Origin of the sequence: Rothia gullae, assembly GCF_024294905.1 — a bacterium.
Taxonomy (GTDB): domain Bacteria; phylum Actinomycetota; class Actinomycetes; order Actinomycetales; family Micrococcaceae; genus Rothia.
The window spans coordinates 45,851-62,488 of record NZ_JANCOC010000004.1 but is presented as its reverse complement, the minus strand read 5'-3'; the positions used below and the strand labels follow the sequence as shown (position 1 = coordinate 62,488).

General features: G+C 58.3%; 16 protein-coding genes. 8 read left to right on the top strand and 8 right to left on the bottom strand.

Annotated elements, in window-relative coordinates:
• The first annotated feature begins 45 nt into the window (after nucleotides 1-45).
• The gene (locus NML54_RS03800) at nucleotides 46-273 is read left to right on the top strand and encodes an acetone carboxylase (RefSeq protein ID WP_254755984.1); all 228 of its coding nucleotides are present in this window, start codon (nucleotides 46-48) and stop codon (nucleotides 271-273) included.
• Nucleotides 274-458: 185 nt separating this feature from the next.
• Complete coding sequence (locus NML54_RS03795; protein WP_254755983.1) at nucleotides 459-1,187, top strand: metal-dependent hydrolase; 729 nt, start codon at nucleotides 459-461, stop codon at nucleotides 1,185-1,187.
• 758 nt (nucleotides 1,188-1,945) lie between these two features.
• On the opposite strand, the gene NML54_RS03790 is transcribed toward NML54_RS03795, so the two are convergent.
• Nucleotides 1,946-3,544 (bottom strand): ABC-F family ATP-binding cassette domain-containing protein, encoded by a 1,599-nt coding sequence (locus NML54_RS03790; protein WP_254755982.1) that lies wholly within the window; start codon nucleotides 3,542-3,544, stop codon nucleotides 1,946-1,948.
• A gap of 294 nt (nucleotides 3,545-3,838) precedes the next feature.
• Between NML54_RS03790 and NML54_RS03785 the strand changes: the two genes are divergently transcribed.
• The 3 genes from NML54_RS03785 to NML54_RS03775 are packed head-to-tail and all read left to right on the top strand — an operon-like array spanning nucleotide 3,839 to nucleotide 6,091.
• Complete coding sequence (locus NML54_RS03785) at nucleotides 3,839-4,471, top strand: biotin transporter BioY (protein WP_254755981.1); 633 nt, start codon at nucleotides 3,839-3,841, stop codon at nucleotides 4,469-4,471.
• 32 nt (nucleotides 4,472-4,503) lie between these two features.
• Nucleotides 4,504-5,391, top strand: a complete 888-nt coding sequence (locus NML54_RS03780) for an energy-coupling factor ABC transporter ATP-binding protein (protein ID WP_254755980.1) — start codon at nucleotides 4,504-4,506, stop codon at nucleotides 5,389-5,391.
• A complete protein-coding gene (locus tag NML54_RS03775) occupies nucleotides 5,381-6,091 on the top strand; it encodes an energy-coupling factor transporter transmembrane component T family protein (RefSeq protein ID WP_254755979.1) in 711 nt (236 codons plus the stop codon). The genes NML54_RS03780 and NML54_RS03775 overlap by 11 nt, the downstream gene beginning before the upstream one ends.
• Before the next feature lie 119 nt (nucleotides 6,092-6,210).
• On the opposite strand, the gene NML54_RS03770 is transcribed toward NML54_RS03775, so the two are convergent.
• Nucleotides 6,211-7,077: a DUF4253 domain-containing protein gene (locus NML54_RS03770; protein ID WP_254755978.1), complete on the bottom strand. Its 867-nt coding sequence runs from the start codon at nucleotides 7,075-7,077 to the stop codon at nucleotides 6,211-6,213.
• A gap of 549 nt (nucleotides 7,078-7,626) precedes the next feature.
• On the opposite strand from NML54_RS03770, the gene NML54_RS03765 reads away from it, so the two are divergent.
• Nucleotides 7,627-8,127, top strand: coding sequence for an HD domain-containing protein (locus NML54_RS03765; protein WP_254755977.1), 501 nt, complete (start codon nucleotides 7,627-7,629; stop codon nucleotides 8,125-8,127).
• Between the two features lie 79 nt (nucleotides 8,128-8,206).
• Here the strand turns inward: NML54_RS03765 and NML54_RS03760 are convergent, their stop codons facing one another.
• The 6 genes from NML54_RS03760 to NML54_RS03735 all read right to left on the bottom strand — a co-directional run bounded on the left by NML54_RS03760 (nucleotide 8,207) and on the right by NML54_RS03735 (nucleotide 14,016).
• Nucleotides 8,207-8,812 (bottom strand): Ltp family lipoprotein, encoded by a 606-nt coding sequence (locus NML54_RS03760; protein ID WP_254755976.1) that lies wholly within the window; start codon nucleotides 8,810-8,812, stop codon nucleotides 8,207-8,209.
• 271 nt (nucleotides 8,813-9,083) lie between these two features.
• Complete coding sequence (locus NML54_RS03755; protein ID WP_070686837.1) at nucleotides 9,084-9,413, bottom strand: metal-sulfur cluster assembly factor; 330 nt, start codon at nucleotides 9,411-9,413, stop codon at nucleotides 9,084-9,086.
• 39 nt (nucleotides 9,414-9,452) lie between these two features.
• Nucleotides 9,453-10,211: a Fe-S cluster assembly ATPase SufC gene (gene sufC / locus NML54_RS03750; RefSeq protein ID WP_070686839.1), complete on the bottom strand. Its 759-nt coding sequence runs from the start codon at nucleotides 10,209-10,211 to the stop codon at nucleotides 9,453-9,455.
• Nucleotides 10,212-10,230: 19 nt separating this feature from the next.
• On the bottom strand, nucleotides 10,231-11,505 hold the full coding sequence (gene sufD, locus NML54_RS03745) for a Fe-S cluster assembly protein SufD (RefSeq protein ID WP_254755975.1): 1,275 nt from the start codon (nucleotides 11,503-11,505) through the stop codon (nucleotides 10,231-10,233).
• Complete coding sequence (sufB, locus tag NML54_RS03740) at nucleotides 11,505-12,962, bottom strand: Fe-S cluster assembly protein SufB (RefSeq protein ID WP_049341273.1); 1,458 nt, start codon at nucleotides 12,960-12,962, stop codon at nucleotides 11,505-11,507. The genes sufD and sufB overlap by 1 nt, the downstream gene beginning before the upstream one ends.
• Nucleotides 12,963-13,149: 187 nt before the next feature.
• Nucleotides 13,150-14,016: a helix-turn-helix transcriptional regulator gene (locus NML54_RS03735; protein WP_254755974.1), complete on the bottom strand. Its 867-nt coding sequence runs from the start codon at nucleotides 14,014-14,016 to the stop codon at nucleotides 13,150-13,152.
• Nucleotides 14,017-14,188: 172 nt separating this feature from the next.
• Between NML54_RS03735 and NML54_RS03730 the strand changes: the two genes are divergently transcribed.
• Both NML54_RS03730 and NML54_RS03725 read left to right on the top strand, forming a co-directional pair.
• Nucleotides 14,189-15,322, top strand: coding sequence for an ABC transporter ATP-binding protein (locus NML54_RS03730; protein ID WP_254755973.1), 1,134 nt, complete (start codon nucleotides 14,189-14,191; stop codon nucleotides 15,320-15,322).
• Nucleotides 15,319-16,284: an ABC transporter permease gene (locus NML54_RS03725; protein WP_254755972.1), complete on the top strand. Its 966-nt coding sequence runs from the start codon at nucleotides 15,319-15,321 to the stop codon at nucleotides 16,282-16,284. Before NML54_RS03730 ends, NML54_RS03725 begins: the two co-directional genes overlap by 4 nt.
• Nucleotides 16,285-16,638 lie beyond the last annotated feature (354 nt).

Here is a 16,638-nt window from a genome sequence, read left to right as displayed (position 1 = left end):
GGAATAACACCGCACGTCGAGGCGCAATAGTAAGGATAAGAAGATATGGATCTGCTCGGTTCACTTTCCCAGGATGCACAGCCCGAGTACGCCAAGTGCTCCCGTAAGGGCTGCCAGCAGGCGGCAGAATTTCAGCTGCTCTGGAACAACCCGAAGGTGCACACCCCCGAGCGCCGCAAGATCTGGTTGGCGTGCTCCGACCACGTGGGTTGGCTGGAGAATTACCTGCGCGAGCGTGAGTTCTGGAAGCAGACTCTTCCGTTTGAGGGGTAGTGCCATCGAGAGGTAGTGCCGCTTGAGGTGGCTCCACTTAAGGAATAACCCCGCTTATCGAAAGTAATTTCGATATATGCTATATTTGTTCTAATTAGTTCGAGTGAACATCCCGGCACCCAGACAACCACATTCACAGGGCAACCACACTCGCAGGGCAATTACATTCAAGGAGGCACCTCCCCATGATGGGCTATTCGCATACTGTCAGCGCCGCAGCTGGCTGGCTAGTGCTCGTCGAGACGGGAGTGGTGCAGGTTCCCAATACCCCCACCCTCATCGTGACCACCCTGGCGTGCGCCGGTGCGGGCATGCTACCGGATATTGACCACCACAACGGCAGTATCGCCAACTCCATCCCGCCCATTTCACGCTGGGTAGCACGCATTATCGGGGCAGTCAGCGGCGGACACCGCAAGGGAACGCACTCCATTTTGGGTCTGGTAGTCTTCTGGGCGGTTGCCTATTTCAGCGCCAACCTGAGCTACAACGGAATCCCCTGGGCTTCACTACTTCTTGCCGCTTTCTCGGGCGGTCTAGCCTTGCGCGTGCTCGGCGCACCGGGTGGATGGATCGGTGCCGTCGCCCTCGGATATGCCGCCTACACGACTGATTCGCTGTCACTGCTCCCCTGGGCTATTTCGGTCGGCGCCACCATTCACCTGATTGGCGACCTGCTGACAACCCGCGGACTACTGCCCCTCTACCCCATTGTTATCAAACCCCTAGTGGCTTCCTCCTTATGGAAAAAGAGCGGCTACATGGCACTGCCTATTCTGGGTGATGCTGGCAGCGTACGCGAGAAGGCACTCGTTCTAGTACTGACCGGGTACGTCGCCTGGTACGCGGCAGCCATGATGAGCTTTACCGAATACCCTCTGCAAATGTTCGGACTGGGTATTAACGCTGCATAACTAAATTCTCACTCAGGACAGCAAAGCACCCCGTCACTTCCCTACGGAAGCAACGGGGTGCTTTTCTAATCCTTATCCCGACCTATCGGGGTGAGAGATTAAGCGTCCTGGATGGGCCAGAAGACGTCAACCTCAACGTTCTCTTCACCGGAGGTGGGGTACTTCTCGAACTCAGTGTTGTGCATTGGCAGTTCTCCTTCGTGAGCGGGCGGGAATCTCTTCTCCCCCGCGCTAACTCACCATCGGTAGTGAGCCCTAATGTTTCGCGTTTGCGTCCTCGCAGTGGCGGGAACAGTTACAAGTCTACGCCTCATACATGTTGTGTTTCTACCATTTTTCCCACAATGTATGTAGAGACACATAAAAAATTCAAAAAGCCCACAAAGACCCCCTGAAATATCGCCCGAGAGCTTTTCTTTCTCACAGAAAAACCCACAAGGCAACATTATTTCCCATCAAATACGCCGCGAGTTTCGTATGTTATACCCCACAAGTCACATGCACGGGAACGCAATTACACCACATATGATCAGAAAACAATACAACCCCACGGGTCAGGTCACATTTTTCCGCACTATTCACAAGAAAAATACCGACAATATCTCCGCAACACATTTTCAGAACACAAAAAATACGCCCTGGACAATAGGCCCTGGACAATACACCCCGGACAATAAAACAACGCGCAATACACAAGAGGCCCCGGCACCACACGGTACCGAAGCCTCCCCCATGCTTTGATGTTCAGCGAATATTGCTTACGCCAGCGAAATCAGATCCTGGTAATCCTTCGACCATAGGTCCTCCACCGCATCCGGCAGAAGTAGCACACGCTCAGGATCCAGCGCCTCCACGGCACCCTCATCGTGAGAAACCATCACAATGGAGCCCTGATACGCCTTCAACGCGTTCAGAATCTCCTCACGCGAGGCGGGGTCCAGGTTGTTGGTCGGCTCATCGAGCAGCAGCACATTCGCACTCGACGCCACCAGGGTCGCCAGGGACAGACGGGTCTTCTCACCACCGGAAAGCACACCGGCAGGCTTATCCACGTCATCACCGGAGAACAGGAACGAACCCAGAATCGTACGCACGCGGGTGTCATCCAGATCCGGTGCAGCAGACTTCATGTTCTCAAAGACAGTACGGTCACCATCAAGAATTTCATGTTCCTGCGCAAAATAGCCCAGCTTCGCGCCGTGACCGTACACGACCTCACCCGTATCAGGCTCGGTGGAACCAGCCAGCATGCGTAGCAGTGTGGTCTTACCGGCACCGTTTAGGCCCAGCACCACCACGCGCGAACCGCGGTCAATCGCCAAATCAACGTCCGTGAAAATCTCCAGAGAGCCATAGGACTTCGACAGGCCCTGCGCAGACAGCGGAGTCTTACCGCACGGCGCCGGATCCGGGAAGCGAATCGCCGCAACCTTATCGATCTGACGCTCATCCTCCAGGCCACGCAGAAGCTTCTCAGCACGCTTAATCATCTGCTGAGCAGCAACAGCCTTCGTCGCCTTCGCGCGCATCTTATTCGCCTGCTCCATCAGAGCATTCGCCTTCTTCTGCGCATTCGCACGCTCACGCTTGCGGCGGTGCTCATCCTGCTCACGCTGAGTCAGGTAGTTCTTCCAACCCATGTTGTACTGATCAATCACGCAGCGGTTCGCGTCCAGGTAGAAGACGCGGTTGACGACCAGCTCCATCAGCTCAACATCGTGGCTAATGACCATCAGGCCGCCCGAGAAGTTCTTCAAGAAATCACGCAACCACAGAATCGAATCGGCATCGAGGTGGTTGGTCGGCTCGTCCAGAAGCATGGTGTCCGCATTGGAGAAGAGAATACGCGCCAGCTCCACGCGGCGACGCTGACCACCCGAAAGAGTAGACAGCGGCTGGGCGAGCACACGCTCCGGCAGGTCCAGATTGGAAGTGATGACCGCCGCCTCCGACTCAGCCGCGTAGCCACCGCCAGCAATGAACTCAGCCTCAAGACGGTCGTAGCGGCGCATACCCTTAGCGCGCACCGCCGGGTCCTCACTCGCCATATCGTCCTGCGCCTGACGCATCTTGCGCGCCACACCGTCCAGGCCACGCGCCGAGAGGATGCGGTCACGAGCCAGCTGGCTCATGTCATCCACCTTTGGGTCCTGCGGAAGGTAGCCGATAGTGCCGCTGCGGGTCACCGTACCGTCAGCGGGCAGGGTCAGACCGGCAAGCACCTTAGTCATAGTGGTCTTACCGGCACCGTTGCGGCCCACCAAACCAATCTTGTCGCCCTTATCGATGCGGAAGGTAACCTCTTCCATGAGCAGGCGCGCGCCTGCACGCAATTCGAGGTTCTGTACAGCAATCATGGGTGCCTTTCCGGATGGCGGTCTGGTGTGTGGGTTGATAGTGCTCGGTAGGCGGGATTTGCCGCGTTAGAAGCGGCGAGCGCGCAGAGCACCTCATCAATTTTAGTGCAGGCGTGCCGAGTGCGCATGTGGGGTCCCTTTTGTTTTTGTCATGTGAGGTGTAATATACATACCGAACACTTTTATAGAACATTGTTCAAATGTTGGGTCATGACAAGCAGTCAACCACCGCAACCCTCAACTCTGTAGAAAGATCTGCAGAGCAATAACGTACCAAAAAGGAGCACCACCCCAATGACCAATTCCGTGCACGAATCAGCTCAGGCACCCCAGGCACCGCGCCGTAACGTAGCGGCAAAGACCGCCCTCGCCACAGACCTCTCCCTCATCGCAGTGTTCGCGGGCTTCATTGCCGCACTCTCCATCATGCCCGCCGTCAGCTTGGGCGGCGTTGCGGTTCCCTTCACATTCCAGACCCTCGGCATTTACATCACCGCTCAGGTACTCGGCGGCAAGCGTGCCACCGCCTCCGTAGCGCTGTACCTGCTGGTTGGTTTCGCTGGCCTGCCCATCTTCGCTAAGGGCGGCGCCGGTTTGGGTACGCTCGCCTCCCCGAGTGCCGGCTACCTGCTCGGCTTCCTGCCCTTCGCCGCTATTACCGGTACCCTCGCCTACCTGTTCACCCGCAACACCCGTTCGATTGGTGCAACCTTCCTCATGGCTCTGGTTGCGAACTTCTGCGGTTTTGTGGTTCTGACCGCCTGCGGTATCGCCGGTATGATGGTGAACGCCCACATGACTTTTGACGCCGCGTTCAGCACGGCAATGGTGTTCGTTCCCTGGGATATGGTGAAGTCCACGATCGCGGTTCTGGTTGGTTTGTCGGTACGCCGCGCCTTCCCGTCCCTGGCTTCTGCCCAGCGTTAAAGGCACACGATGTGCCGCACGAGAGGATAGCTATGTTTTTTCGCCACTCCACGCGCCAGCCTGCGCCGCAGCAGGTGCAAGGCGAGCAGGCGGTAAGCGCCTCTACCAGTATGCCCGCCCTTGAGCTTGAATCGGTGAGTGTTTTCACCGAGCTGCCCGAAGGCGGGCATCGCCGTATCCTCAAGGATGTGAGTCTGCGATTCACGGCGAAGTGCACCGCGGTGCTGGGTCTGAACGGTAGCGGCAAGTCCACCCTACTGGGGCTTTTCAATGGGCTCACCCACCCGGATGAAGGTATTGTGCGCGTGAACGGTGTCGACACCATGGAGGCACCGAGCCGCGGCTCAACGGGTGCTCGCGGTCATTCGCAGGGTGCTTTTGAGGGTGTGGGTATGCTCTTCGCCCAGCCGGAGGCGCAGCTGATTATGCCCACCGTTGCCGAAGATATTGATCTGAGTCTGCGCCGTGCAGCCGCCGTTGAAGGTAGTGCCCTCAGCGGTGAGCAGCGCCTCGAACAGATTCGTGAACTGCTCCGCGAGCGCGGCCTCGAACACCTTGAAAACCAGAGTGTTTTTACCCTCTCAGGAGGCGAAAAGCAGCTGGTCGCCCTCACCAGTGTGCTGGCGGCGCGCCCTCAGATTCTTCTGCTCGATGAGCCGACCACCCTGCTGGATTTGCGTAATCGCGCGCGGCTACTTATGCATTTGGAGTCGCTGGATCAGATGCTGGTGCTCAGCACGCACGACCTGGATTTGGCGGCGTCCTGCGATGAAGCCGTCATTATTCATGACGGCCGTTTACTCGCGCAGGGGGATGCGGGGCAGCTGGTGCAGCAGTACCGCACGTGGTGTGCCGAAGGGTTCCCGAACGAGGGCGCGACCGAAAGTCTGGATTCGGCAGGAGGCACGCATGGGCGCTAACACGCCGCGCGTGAATCCTCGTGTGACTCCTCAGGTGAATCCGCGCGTGAATCCTCGCCCTGCTTCTCAGGACTCAGATTTTAACCCCGGTACTCTGCTGGTGGGTTTCTACCAGCCGTTGAACACGCCGGTGCATCGGGTGCCGCTATGGTTCAAGGGCACGCTCTTCTTTGGGCTGTTCCTGTTGTTGACAGTGACCGGCTGGCAGGTGGCGCTGGTGGCTTTGGTTGCCTCCACGCTGTGCGCGTTGTGGGCTGGTGTGCCAGCCTCCCAGCTGTGGCTGGTGGTTCGCACGCTGTCTCTGCTGCTACTGATTATGGTCGGCTATTACGTGTTTACGGGTCAGTACGCCTCCGGCGCGGATGCTATCGCGACTATGCTGACGGCTTTTTATGCGTCCCGCGCTCTGCTGGTGAGCACTCCCCTGCCGGTTCTAATTGACGGCTTTGTGAGGCTGTGTTCGCCGCTGCGTTTCGTGGGTCTTTCTCCCGAGCGTCTGGGTCTGCTGATTGCGTTGATGATCCGGTCGATTCCGGCGCTCATGGACCGTTGGGGTGCGTTGCGCAGGGCGGCGGTGGCGCGTAACCTGCCCAAGCGCATGTATTGGCGGCTGCTGATTCCGTGGGTGGTGCAGGCGGTTGATTACGCGACGGCGACCGCTCGTGCTTTGCGGGCACGGCACGTGGACGAACTGAAATAGCGCACGTAGCACAGCAACCCGGAGCGGACCTGCACAAATACACGAAAAAGCGCAGATACACGAGAGGGGCGGGGTGAACTATGTAGGTTCATCCCGCCCCTTCGCTTTACTCGCCTAGCTTAGGCTGGTTTAGGGCGTTTCAATAAGGAGCGCCGCCGCGGGAGCTGCTCCCACCACAGGTACCAGTCGTGCTGACCGTAGAGCGCCTCCACGAGCTTGTCGAAGCCGCGGTAGACACGCACCGGCATCGCCGAGGAAACCATCGTGTGCTCGACCGCTAGGATTTCGGCGTCGCGGCGGGTTGTGACCGGTACCGGCGTGTAGAACTCGATAAAGTCCGAGGCGATAACAGCCGGGTAGGCGTCATCGCGTTCAAACCAGTAGCGGGCAATGGACAGCATCGCCTCGGGGCTGGGGCTGGAATCCCACCCGCCGAAGGGCAGGTAAGCAAATACCCCGGATACATCCCGCAGCGGCAGGTCCATAATCAGCAGTTCCGCGGCGCTGTCAATGTCGGCAGCTTTGACCTTCTCATTGATGATGCCGGCGGTCAGCTCGAAGGGGTACTCAGCTTTCAGGGGCCTACCAATATCGTCTTCGCCGAGTTCACCGTTTTCCATAAGGCGGCGGTAGGTATGCAGGTAGGCGCTCTCGTTCAGGTGCCGGAACGCCTCATGTGCGGCAACTTCTACACCGACCTGGTCTAGGTAATGATGCTGGTCTGTGATGAGCTCATGTGCGTACCGCTCAACGGTGTCGCCGGTGATGTGCTGCACGGGCGTTGAGGTGCGCAGGGAGACGTTATTCTCAATGGTCCCGAGCAGGGTCGGGTCGAGGGCAACCACGATGGGGGTTGTTCCCCGGTTCTTGCCCTCGTAAAGGTGTTCGAGGTATCGCCGGTTAAGTTCGGCTCGTGGGGCGCCGTGGCGGATTCGCTCGTGTGGGTGGGGATACAAAGCGACGAAGCGCTCGTAGAGCTCTGCCATGGTGTTCTCCGATGTTTGGTTGCCCCCAGTTTATCGCGTATTTTCGCACAAAAATACGGGTTTTTGGATGTTTTATCAGGGCGCGGAGGGCGAGCATTTTTTCGTTTGATGAGTGTGTATCGGTGTGTGCTAAACACGCTTAAACTGCCTTTGTGTTGGGCGGTTTGCGCACCGATTTTCGCCAGAAAAAGACAGAAATTTTTTGCCACCATATGAGATTTTTGGGCGAGTTACACCGGGCGGTGCCAAATGGGTGCGGCAGACACTTTCGCGGAGGTGCAGGGCGCCTCCTGCGGGTCGGTATCCGCTGCAGAACTCGGGTAGAATAGGCACCAAGTTCATGATTTGCAGACATAAAGCACCCTATTTTCTTCTTCGGCGCGTCATATTTGACGTATTAAGGGTGTTTCGGGCGAGTTCCGCCTCCGCCGCCCCACAGCTGGCGTAGAGTATTGGTACCAGCTACCGTTCCGTATCGGCTTAGCGCAACGTACCGGCACGGTCGCGGGTGCCGTCAACTCGCAGGAGTCTAAACCAACGGAGGTTCTCATGTCGAATAGCTACTACAAAGAGATGGTTCGCCTGGCAGACAGCATCGCTGATAAGGCGCATGAGGGGCAGACTGATCGTAACGGCTGGCCCTACATCTCCCACCCTCGCCGTGTGGCTCTTGGGGCACGTAAGCTCGTGTCTGAAATGGCTGCCGCCACTCATCCCGATTCGTCTTTGGAGGAACTGAAGACTGAGGCTCAGATTGTGGCGCTACTGCACGACACGGTGGAGGATACCGGCGTTTCCCTCGCATATCTGGCCCGTCACTTCTCGGCGCGTATTGTGGATGCGATTGATGCCTTGACCCATCGCCCGGGTGAGTCGCGTGAGTCGTATCTGAGCCGGGTGCGTGTGAATGATTTGGCTCGTCTGGTGAAGCTTGCCGATATTGCGGATAATACTGACCCGCACCGTCTGGCTCTGTTGCCGGAGCCGACCCGCTCGACCCTGATGATCAAGTACGAACACTCGCTAAAGCTACTGCACCTGAACGACTAGGTTCAAAGCTGACCATATAGAAGCCGCCCGGTATGGAATGTGTTCCATGCCGGGCGGCTTCTATGAATCATCTGTTGAATTAGTCCAGGTGAGAGACTGCGTAGTCAGCTTCTTCCTCGGTGAATCCGTCAAACGAGGAAGTCAGCTGGGAACGGATTGCCTCGGGAGACATGTTCATCGTCTTCTGGTAGCTCTTTGCGCTCTCCAGGGCATTTGCGTTCCAGTCAGCCTTCATATTGTCCACAGCATACTGAGCAGCTTCAGGAGTGAACTTTTCGAATTCACTGGTGAGCTGGTCGTAGATACGCTGCTTGGACATGTGCATGGTGCGAGAATAAGACTCCGCCTTCTTCAAAGCAGACTTATATTCTCTAGGAACGCTGTTATCGTTCTGCTTTGCGTTAGATTCCGCAGCAGTGGTAGCAGGAGCCGCAGAGGTACCGGCATCTGCCGCAGAAGAGGTATCCGTACCTACCGTAGCGGAAGAAGCGCTAGGTGCCGACGAATCAGTAGCTGCCGAAGATGAGGGGGCACTTACCTTAGTGGAGCTCTTAGAGCCGCCCATTATTGAAGCGCAACCACCAAGAAGAACAAGAATAACGAGAGTGATAAACCACCAACGGAGGTAGAAAGGCTTCTTCTTAACGTAGACAGAACCGTCAGCGGCAATAATCTTTTGTGCCATGATTTCCTTTCGGCATCCTCAAGCAGCCATTGCATAAGGAGCTAATATGATGTGAGTGTATGATTCACAAGGAAATATACTAGACCCCCCCCCAAAGTCAAAGCGTCCTAATTGTTTCAGCAAAATACATCACTACCATTATTAAATTACTTTTAAATCTGGGATTAAGACCACACATTCACTTCATGTAAAAACGCACAAAAATACCCGCCCGGTGCCGAAGGCATACACCTTCAGCACCGGGCGGGTACCTTATCTGCAAGTCAGGAGCTTAGATGTTGAAGCCCAGCGCGCGCATCATATCGCGGCCGTCCTCAGTAATACGCTCCGGGCCCCACGGCGGCATCCAAACCCAGTTCACACGCCAAGAATCAACCAGGTTATCCAGGTTGCTCTGAACCTGCTCCTCAATAACCTCCTGCAGCGGGCACGCCGCGGTGGTCAGAGTCAGGTCCAGAATGAGGGTTCCATCCTCATCCCAGCGCAGACCGTAGAGCAGACCGAGGTCAACAATATTGACGCCGAGCTCCGGGTCAATGACCTCCTTGAGGGCTTCCTCAATTTCTTCCTGAGGAATACGACCCTGCACAGTCTCAGTCATAGTTCTATCTTTCTGTCAGAATCCGGTCAGGGAAGAAGCTTACTTCTTACCCACGTAAGCTACGTAGCCCTCTTCTTCCAGGCGGTCAGCCAGCTCGGGGCCGCCCTGGTCAACCATCTTGCCGTCCACGAACACGTGCACGAACTGCGGCTTGATGTAGCGCAGGATGCGGGTGTAGTGGGTAATCAGCATGACGCCCATGTCGTTCTCGTCGTGCGCACGGTTAACGCCCTCAGACACGATCTTCAGCGCGTCAACGTCCAGACCAGAGTCGGTCTCGTCCAGGATGCCGAACTTGGGCTTGAGCAGCTCCAGCTGAAGGATCTCGTGGCGCTTCTTCTCACCGCCGGAGAAGCCCTCGTTCACATTACGTGCGATGAACGCGGGGTCAATCTCCAGGTTCTTCATGGCTTCCTTAACGTCCTTGGTCCAGGTACGCAGGGAGGGAGCCTGACCGTCCACAGCGGTCTTAGCGGAACGCAGGAAGTTGGACATGGTCACGCCGGGGATCTCAACCGGGTACTGCATCGCCAGGAACAGGCCTGCGCGTGCACGCTCGTCCACGCTCATCTCGGTGATGTCCTCACCGTCGAGCAGGATCTGACCGGAGTCAACCTGGTACTTGGGGTGCCCAGCAATGGTGGAAGCCAGAGTGGACTTACCGGAACCGTTCGGGCCCATGATTGCGTGAATCTCGCCAGAGTTGATGGTCAGGTTAACGCCCTTCAGGATGGGCTTGGTGGTTTCATCGTCGAGGATAACCGAGACGTGAAGGTCCTTGATTTCAAGAGTAGACATTGATTTCTCCTGGTAAAGCTTAGTTGTTGCTGAGGGCGAGCTCTGCCTCAAGGGCCTCGGTGAGCTGCTCTTCAAGTTCGGGAACACAAATCTGCTGAATGATCTCATTCAGGAAGCCGCGCACGACCAGACGGCGTGCCTCAGCCTCCGGAATACCGCGAGCCTGCAGGTACCACAGGTGCTGCTCATCGAGCTGGCCGGTGGTGGATGCGTGGCCGGCGCCCTCAATCAGGCCGGTCTCAATCTCCAGGTTCGGCACGGAGTCGGCGCGGGGGCCAACTTCCAGGAGCAGGTTACGGTTCAGCTCGTAGGTGTCGGTGCCTTCTGCATCCTTACCAATCAGAACGTCACCAACCCATACGGAGTGCGCACCCTTACCCTGCAGCGCGCCCTTGTAGGTCACGCGGGACTTGCAGTTGGGTACGGAGTGGTCCACGAACAGGCGGGACTCAATGTGCTGACCTGCGTCTACGAAGTACAGGCCGTACATTTCAGTCTCAGCGCCGGGAGCGGTGAACTTGGTGGAGGGGGTCACACGCACCAGGTCGCCGCCGAGGGACACCACAACGTGCTTGAAGCGTGCGTTACGGCCCAGCTTAGCGTAGTGTGCGGATGCGTGGATCGTGTCGTCAGCCCACTGCTGTACGGAAACAACGTTCAGCTCAGCCTCGTCGTTCACCACGAACTCAACGTTCTGTGCCAGGACGGTGGAGCCGGTGTGGCGCAGAACCACAACAGCCTTCGAGAAGGGCTTAGCCTCAATCACGATGTGCTGTGCGGCAGCCTCGTTGCCGGTGCCGGTGATGTCGATTTCCACGTGCTCAGCCAGTTCAGCTTCGGCGGGGATGGTCACCACGGTTGCTTCGGTGAAGCTGGACCACGCGTTCGCTGCCACGCGGTCCTCGGGGATACCCGCGGAGCCGATGCGTGCATCCTCACGGGAGACGGTCTCAACCTGAACCTGCTCGGGTGCAGTGATCTGCGGTGCCGGTGCGGTGCCAGTCAGCTTCTCCAGGTGCAGGCCGCCCAGACGCTTCAGCGGGGTGAAGCGCCAGTCCTCTTCACGACCGGTCAGGGGCGCGAAGTCCTCCACATTGTAGGAGGTCTTACGCTCTGCACGGGATGCTTCGAGTACCTTCTGGACGTTGTTCGGGTTGGAGCCCTGGTGGTGTGCCTCGGTGGCGCGCATCAGGGTGTCATCGTGGGCGAACTCGGTGGCGAGCTTCTCGCCCTCCTGGTCCATGCCGGGGATGATCGGGGAGTGGTAACCCAGGGTTTCTTCGTTGGTCGGCATTAGCCCACAGATCCTTCCATTTGAAGTTCGATCAGGCGGTTCAGTTCGAGTGCGTACTCCATCGGCAACTCGCGGGCGATAGGCTCAACGAAGCCGCGAACGATCATCGCCATTGCTTCTTCTTCGCTCAGGCCGCGCTGCATCAGGTAGAACAGCTGGTCCTCGGAGACGCGGGAAACGGTCGCCTCGTGGCCCATGGTCACATCGTCCTCGCGGACATCCACATAGGGGTAGGTGTCAGAGCGGGAGATGGTGTCCACCAGCAGTGCGTCACAGACCACGGAGGACTTGGAGTGCTTAGCGCCCTCACGAACCTGAACCAGGCCACGGTATGCGCTGCGGCCGCCGTTACGCGCCACGGACTTGGACACAATGGTCGAGGAGGTGTTCGGTGCAATGTGAACCATCTTCGAACCGGTGTCCTGGTGCTGACCCTCACCCGCGAATGCGATGGACAGGGTCTCACCCTTAGCGTGCTCGCCGACCATGTAAACAGCCGGGTACTTCTGGGTGACCTTCGAACCGATGTTGCCGTCCACCCATTCCATGGTGGCGCCCTCGTGCGCAACAGCACGCTTGGTCACCAGGTTGTAGACGTTGTTCGACCAGTTCTGGATGGTGGTGTAGCGAACGCGTGCGTTTTTCTTCAGCACAATCTCAACCACTGCGGAGTGCAGGGAGTCGGACTTGTAGATGGGGGCGGTGCAGCCCTCAATGTAGTGAACGTAGGAGTCTTCGTCCGCAATGATCAGGGTGCGTTCGAACTGGCCCATGTTCTCGGTGTTAATGCGGAAGTACGCCTGCAGCGGGATCTCCACGTGAACTCCCGGGGGAACGTACACGAAGGAGCCACCGGACCATACGGCGGTGTTCAGCGCGGAGAACTTGTTGTCACCAATCGGGATGATGGAGCCGAAGTATTCCTTGAACAGTTCGGGGTATTCGCGCAGACCGGTGTCGGTGTCGACGAAGATCACGCCCTGCTTCTCCAGGTCCTCACGGATCTGGTGGTACACAACCTCAGACTCGTACTGTGCAGCCACACCCGCGACGAGGGAGTTACGCTCCGCCTCGGGAATGCCCAGACGCTCGTAGGTGGTGCGGATGTCCTCGGGCAGTTCCTCCCAAGAAGCCGCCTGACCCTCGGTCGAGCGCACGAAGTACTTGATGTTGTCGAAGTCAATTTCGGAAAGATCCGCACCCCAGGTGGGCATGGGCTTACGTTCGAAGAACTTCAGCGCCTTCAGACGCATATCCAGCATCCACTGGGGTTCGTTCTTCTTCGCAGAGATGTCGCGCACGACGTTCTCGTCCAGGCCGCGCTTTGCTACCTGGCCTGCTTCGTCGGAGTCTGCCCAACCGTACTCGTAGTTGCCAATGCCCTCGAGTTCGGGGTTCATCTCCAGGATCTCTGAAATGACGGTGTCGTTGGCGTTCTGCCCAACTTTCTCAGTCATTACGGCCTTTCTTCGATGGTTATTACATTTCTCGCCGCCACCTGCCGGTTGCAGGCGCGGTAGTTTTAGGGGCTGATGCCGCGCTCGACCACGGCGTTTAACGCAGCGTGGGGCGTGCGGGTTCCAGCGTGCGGGTCGCACCCTTGAGGGGTTCATCGGGGTGCGCCGCGGGGTACTGCGGTAAGCGTTACGCGGAAGGTTTCTCTACAGATTTTTCTGCGTTCTTCTCACCCTCGGCGGTGACGCGGTTCAGGGGCACGTGCGTCGTACACACGTGAGCACCCGAAGCCATGGTTGAAAGCCTACGGACATCAACGCCGAGCAGGTCAGAAATAATCCCGGTTTCCTGCTCACAGAACACTTGGAAGTCTCCAGCGAGGTCGCGTACCGGGCAGTGACCCTGACAGAGCTGAATACTTGCCAGAAAATGCTCGGGAACGGTCCGTCCTGCAGGAGGCGCGGTGACCTGAGCGGTCGCCACGAAGCCGTCCTTACTCATTGCCTCTGCGAGCGCCTGCGCTCTGGCTGCCACATCGTCACCGGCGGCTTCTACAACGGGTCGGTAGCGGGCTTCCATTTCTGCGGCACGGGCGGAGGCGAAAGCTTCGAGGGCTTCCTGCCCAACCGTGTCGCGGAGCATTTGCAGGGCGTCGCGGGCGATGATGAGGTAGTCGTTGCCGAGGCGTTCGTGGCCCTGGGGGGCAATCACGTAGCGGCGGGCGGGTCGTCCAGCTCCGGCGCCGTGCTTTTTGATGGGCGCAACCTCGATCATGTTGTTGGATTCGAGGGCGTCGAGGTGGCGGCGTACCGCTGCGGGGGTGAGGCTGAGGAGCTCACCGAGGGTTGCTGCGGATACGGGGCCATTGCTCAGGACTTCGCGCAGGACGCGGTCCCTGGTGCGTTCTTCTGCCTCGGCTTTGCGCTTGGATGTGCGTGCCGCGGAGGACTTTGTATTGGAAGCACCAGTAGAGCCCGAGGCGGCGGTTCGGGTGCCGCTTCGGGTCTGCGCCTCGTTCGTTGAGGCGCGCTGAGGGGTCTTGTTCACGGAATACACAAATAAAGTATGTCCTAATTAGTTTTTCTTTGGCTAGTTAGGTACCCCTACTTGCTAACTTTTCTACCTTAAGTGAACATTTGAGTCGTTACGAGCGTGCCCTCAACGTGAGTTAGGGCATAAGATGAAGGGGCACACACACTCATCAGCGAAAAATCGAAAGTGACTGTCTATGGAGACCACCACCGCGGGCCAGCAGGACCACCCGGGGCGTGCATCCGCCGTACCAACGGCACACGCTGAGCACCACACGGATTCCAACGCCTCCCCCACCGCACGACGACGCATCGTCACCGAAGAACCGGCGCTCAGCATTAAAGACCTCATCAAAGAGTTCAAACCCTCACGCGCCTTCCGCACCAAATACCCCGAACGGCTCACTGCCAGCGGGCTCTACCGCGCCGTCAACAACGTCAACCTGCGTGTCTTCCCCGGTGAAGTAGTCGTCCTGCTCGGAGCCAACGGTGCCGGTAAAACCACGACCCTCGCCTGCGCCCAGGGCCTACTCAAACCCACCCGCGGTACAGTGCGCCTGCTCGGAGAAAACCCGCTGCAGGCGGACCCGGAGCTGCGCGCCAAGGTCGGCATTATGCTCCAGGACGGCGGCCTGCCCAACGCCATGCACCCCATTCCGCTACTCGAGCACATCTCGACCATGTACACCGACCCGTACCCGGTCGAAGAGCTCGTAGAACGCCTCGGCATTGATACCTTCAACGGCACCACGATTCGCCGCCTCTCGGGCGGTCAGAAGCAGCGCGTCTCCCTTGCCGCCGCCCTCATCGGCCGCCCGGACGTACTCTTCCTCGACGAGCCCTCCGCGGGCCTGGACCCGCAATCCCGCAACGTCGTCTTCGACATCATTCGTGAACAGCGTGAACTCGGCACCGCAATCGTGCTCACCACGCACCTGATTGACGACGCGCAGAAGCTCGCCGACTACGTCTACATCATTGAAAACGGCGCCACCGTTCAGGAAGGCACCGTCTCCGAGCTCATCGCCAGCGACGGCACAAACCGACTGCAGTACACGCTGGATGCACCCACCCCCACCCGTGAGCAGTTGCTGCCCGCGCATCTGCGTGCCGGTGTGGAGCTCATCGAGAAGGTGCCCTACGCCCCGGCTCGTGACGGCGCAACCTCCGTGCCCGGCGAGTATGAGCTGGTCGGCGCGCTACGCCCCGAGCATCTGGCGGCGTTCACCGAGGCGCTCGCCGAACGTCGCCTCATGCCGATTTCTCTCACCATGGAACCGAAGACTCTTGAGGATGTCTTCCTCGATATTTCAGGACGTGATATCCGATGAGCAACACCGCACGCACTAACAACAACCGGGCGGCAGAAAACCAAGTAGAAGAAAAGCCAGCAGAAGAGAGCCGAGTAGAAGAGAACCGAGCGGAAGGGAACCAATTGGAAGAACGCGCCGCGACCACCCGCCCCACCGTAGACACTCGCCTCGTAGACACCCACCCCAGGGCCTCTTCTATTGACGAAGATGAGGAGTACATTCCCCCGCGCGCGAACTACCCGCTCGTGCGCGTGATCGAGCAGGGCCGCTACGAGACGATGGCGATGCTACGCAACGGCGAGCAGCTGATGCTCAACATTATTTTTCCCGTCATGGCGCTCATTGCGTTGCGGTTCACCGGTCTGATTGATGAGTACGCGAACTCGGTGGGGGTCTCCCGCATGGATGCGGCGGTCCCCGGCGTTCTGGCGCTCTGTGTGATTTCTACGGCGCTGTCCGGTCAGGGTATTGCCACCGGTTTTGACCGCCGCTACGGCGTGCTACGGTTCCTTGCAACCACTCCCCTGGGCCGTAACGGCCTGATTATAGGCAAGTGCATTGCGGTGCTGGTGGTCGTGGCGATTCAGTTCACACTGGTGACGGCGCTCGGGTACGGTTTGGGCTGGCACCCGGACGCTATCGCCGTCTCCCGCTCCATCATCACGATGCTCATGGGTGCCGGCGCGTTTACGGCGCTGGGTCTGCTCATTGCCGGCACGGTGCGCGCAGAGGCGACCCTCGCCATCGTCAATATTGCCTGGGTGATTCTTGCCGGTGCCGGCGGCGTGGTGTTCCCGTTGAAGTCCTTCCCGGACTGGTACGCCGGAATCGTGGCGTGGTCGCCCTCGGCGGCTCTGGGCGACGCGCTGCGCGGCAACTTCATTCAGCATCAGTGGCTCGCCGACCCGCACTGGGTCCTCATTGTGTGGACCGTTGTCATTGGGTTTGTTGCCTCGCGTAAGTTCAAGTGGTCCGACTAGAGGCAGCGCAAATACAGACGACGCAAGAGCAGACAGTGCTTCTTCTAATCGCAGATTAAAAGGCGGGTGCCGGATATGTTCCGATCATATCCGGCACCCATTCATATAACACAAATCTTTAGCCTCAACCTTGCACCATGGGCACAGTCCGAGACTAAAAGAAAGCGCCCTCCTCCAGAACCTTTTATCTCACCACCACAGTAAGATAATCAACAGTTCTTGCGCGGAGGAGGGGCTTCAATCACCGAGATGCAGACCGACCCAACCACTGTTTCGGTCTACAACCTTCCTGCTCAACCTTAACATGAGCTTCACCACTTACACAAGAATTGTTAGGTTACTGAACAATATTCA

Bases quoted from the DNA above. Each gene is read 5' to 3' on its own strand.
- NML54_RS03730 (WP_254755973.1), top strand. From the start codon at position 14,189: ATGGAGACCACCACCGCGGGCCAGCAGGACCACCCGGGGCGTGCATCC.
- NML54_RS03780 (WP_254755980.1), top strand. From the start codon at position 4,504: ATGTTTTTTCGCCACTCCACGCGCCAGCCTGCGCCGCAGCAGGTGCAA.
- NML54_RS03760 (WP_254755976.1), bottom strand. From the start codon at position 8,812: ATGGCACAAAAGATTATTGCCGCTGACGGTTCTGTCTACGTTAAGAAG.
- NML54_RS03755 (WP_070686837.1), bottom strand. From the start codon at position 9,413: ATGACTGAGACTGTGCAGGGTCGTATTCCTCAGGAAGAAATTGAGGAA.
- NML54_RS03790 (WP_254755982.1), bottom strand. From the start codon at position 3,544: ATGATTGCTGTACAGAACCTCGAATTGCGTGCAGGCGCGCGCCTGCTC.
- sufB (WP_049341273.1), bottom strand. From the start codon at position 12,962: ATGACTGAGAAAGTTGGGCAGAACGCCAACGACACCGTCATTTCAGAG.
- NML54_RS03785 (WP_254755981.1), top strand. From the start codon at position 3,839: ATGACCAATTCCGTGCACGAATCAGCTCAGGCACCCCAGGCACCGCGC.
- NML54_RS03725 (WP_254755972.1), top strand. From the start codon at position 15,319: ATGAGCAACACCGCACGCACTAACAACAACCGGGCGGCAGAAAACCAA.
- NML54_RS03775 (WP_254755979.1), top strand. From the start codon at position 5,381: ATGGGCGCTAACACGCCGCGCGTGAATCCTCGTGTGACTCCTCAGGTG.
- NML54_RS03770 (WP_254755978.1), bottom strand. From the start codon at position 7,077: ATGGCAGAGCTCTACGAGCGCTTCGTCGCTTTGTATCCCCACCCACAC.
- NML54_RS03765 (WP_254755977.1), top strand. From the start codon at position 7,627: ATGTCGAATAGCTACTACAAAGAGATGGTTCGCCTGGCAGACAGCATC.
- NML54_RS03800 (WP_254755984.1), top strand. From the start codon at position 46: ATGGATCTGCTCGGTTCACTTTCCCAGGATGCACAGCCCGAGTACGCC.
- NML54_RS03795 (WP_254755983.1), top strand. From the start codon at position 459: ATGATGGGCTATTCGCATACTGTCAGCGCCGCAGCTGGCTGGCTAGTG.
- sufD (WP_254755975.1), bottom strand. From the start codon at position 11,505: ATGCCGACCAACGAAGAAACCCTGGGTTACCACTCCCCGATCATCCCC.
- sufC (WP_070686839.1), bottom strand. From the start codon at position 10,211: ATGTCTACTCTTGAAATCAAGGACCTTCACGTCTCGGTTATCCTCGAC.